Origin of the sequence: Bartonella sp. CM120XJJH, assembly GCF_042194715.1 — a bacterium.
In the GTDB taxonomy this organism is placed as follows: domain Bacteria; phylum Pseudomonadota; class Alphaproteobacteria; order Rhizobiales; family Rhizobiaceae; genus Bartonella.
The window spans coordinates 1-2,122 of sequence record NZ_JBHINE010000051.1 but is presented as its reverse complement, the minus strand read 5'-3'; the positions used below and the strand labels follow the sequence as shown (position 1 = coordinate 2,122).

Sequence of the window (2,122 nt, the reverse complement as noted above, 5' to 3'; positions counted from 1 at the left end):
TTTGATACGGGTGGTAAAAACACGGAAGAAAGCCTTGCCTATCGTGCAGATTTTTCCTCACGCTTTTGTTATCTGATTGATCCCTTTGTGCGGGTGGCAAATGTTGAGGGTGGTTGGAGTGTTAAACCGGCAAGTCCTTTTGTGGCGGCGATGTTTATCAAGCGTGATAAGCAAAGGGGCGGTGTTTTTTGGTCTCCCTCCAACCAAGATGTGCATGGCATTTTAGGCACGGCGCGCCCGATTAGCTATTTTGATGGGGAAATTGATCATGAGGCAAATCGCCTTAACCAAGCCGATATTGCGACCTTTATTCCAGCACGGCTTAGCCAAAATGCCCAAGGTCAATTTGCCGCCAATGGACGCATTTTATGGGGTAACCACACCACCTCTAGTGATCCATTGTGGCGCTTTGTCAATGTGGTGCGCACCCGTGCAGCATTGGAAAAAACGATCATCAACAATTTCCGCCCTTGGGCGAATGATGAAAACCTTACTGGTCAACATGTTATTGCCATTACCCGCAGCCTCACGCAGTTTCTTGATGATATGATTGCGCGTGGTGCATTGCTTGGTGGGCGGGTTTGGTTTGATCGTGATTTAAATTCCAACAGTACTTTGCAATTGGGAAAATTGCGGGTCGAGTTTGATGCGGAAGAAGTACCACCTTTAGAAGATTTGAGTTTCGGCAGCCGGCGCAATAGCGCTTATTTTGATCGATTGGCTGAAGATATCCAAAAGAAAATGACCTATCAATTTGGCGATACGCTTGAAACTTATCGCAAAGCAGCAAGGAGTTAAAGCATGACTTTACGCATTGTACGCGGTTTTACGCTAATTGTTGATGATGATGTGAATCTTCACCTTGATCTTGAAACATTGAAACTGCCCACGTTGGAAGAAATCACTGAAACCTATCAACCGGGCGGCTCTGATATGCAAATTGATGTGAGCGGTCTTGGTGTAAAAGCTCTCGGTTTGCAAATGAAAATCCGCAGCCACACCCCCGAAATTATCGGCATCTTTGGTGGTCCTCCTGGTCTTCGTCATAAATTCACTGGCAAAAAACATGTGATCTCTGAAGAAGATGGACGTGAGCATGAGCATTCCATTGATGTTACAGGGCGCTTGGTCAAAGTCGATAGCGAAGGCTTAACGGCTGGAAAAGCGACAGGCTATGATTGCGAAATCAAAAATGTTTGGGACTATACGGAATTTTGGGATGGTTCTGTTTTGCACCGCTTTTCTTTTAAACGGGGCGGTTGGCTTGTCCGCAATGGGCAAGAGATCGGTTCTCGCCGCCGCTCTATTCTCAATTTATAAGCTCTCATTATTGATAGGGTTCTCATTTATAGGAATTGATCATGACAAGTTTACAAACCAGCCTTGATGTGGAATTAGCTGTTCCGCTTCTTTATCAAGATAAAGGTGGCAAAGAATCTCTCTGCAAGAAACTAACCTTTTATCGCCCAAACTTCAAGCAAGCACGCCAATTAGCGGTGTTGATTGGACCGCAGCTAGCAAAGCTCGTGCTGCCCGCTGTAGAAGAGGATAAAACACCCTTAAGCAATGATGTTCTCATTTCCAAGCTTTGTGAGGCTTTATTGACCCATGAGGCTATGGAAGGAATAGCTGTGCTTTTAGCCGATATGTCTCATGAATCTGTTGAATTGATTAACCGTCTTGATGTTGTTGACATTATGGCCGTGTTTAAGGCGTTTTTTGCTTTTTTTCCCCACACGCCAATCTTCTCTGCCGGACAATTTGGAGCAGAACTAGCCCTTTATTATCACTGGGCGCCTTCAGAAATTAACCAGATGGATTGGCTGGATGTGATTGCCTATCGAGAAGAACTCGCACGCCTTAAAGCCCAAGAATATGAAAGCCATCAGTTAGGATAAGAGACGATCATGGATGTTTCCCTTGTTGTGCGTTTTGTCAATCACCTGCAAGAAGGGATAGCTTCTGCCAAGCGTGATCTTGCAGCCTTTAGTTCAGATGTTGCGCATTTCCAAAACAAGACAAGGCATCACTTTAAAGGGTGGTTTGACCCTGAGCATCTTGAGGATGCGACAAGGAATGCGGAAAATGCTTTCAACCAAGCGCGGGGGCGCATGGTGGGTGC

The 2,122-nt window shown here is 45.6% G+C and carries 3 protein-coding genes and 1 pseudogene; all 4 read left to right on the top strand.

Going from position 1 to position 2,122, the window contains the following annotated elements; all coding sequences use genetic code 11:
- Window positions 1-798, top strand: a 798-nt coding sequence (locus tag ACFIKU_RS09540) for a phage tail sheath family protein (RefSeq protein ID WP_375657364.1), incomplete at its 5' end; no start/stop codon positions are given.
- Window positions 799-801: 3 nt separating this feature from the next.
- On the top strand, window positions 802-1,320 hold the full coding sequence (locus ACFIKU_RS09535) for a phage major tail tube protein (RefSeq protein ID WP_026500782.1): 519 nt from the start codon (window positions 802-804) through the stop codon (window positions 1,318-1,320).
- 41 nt (window positions 1,321-1,361) lie between these two features.
- Window positions 1,362-1,776, top strand: a pseudogene (locus ACFIKU_RS09530) (hypothetical protein).
- Between the two features lie 131 nt (window positions 1,777-1,907).
- Window positions 1,908-2,122: hypothetical protein (locus tag ACFIKU_RS09525; protein ID WP_375657363.1), on the top strand; the 215-nt coding region annotated here is incomplete at its 3' end.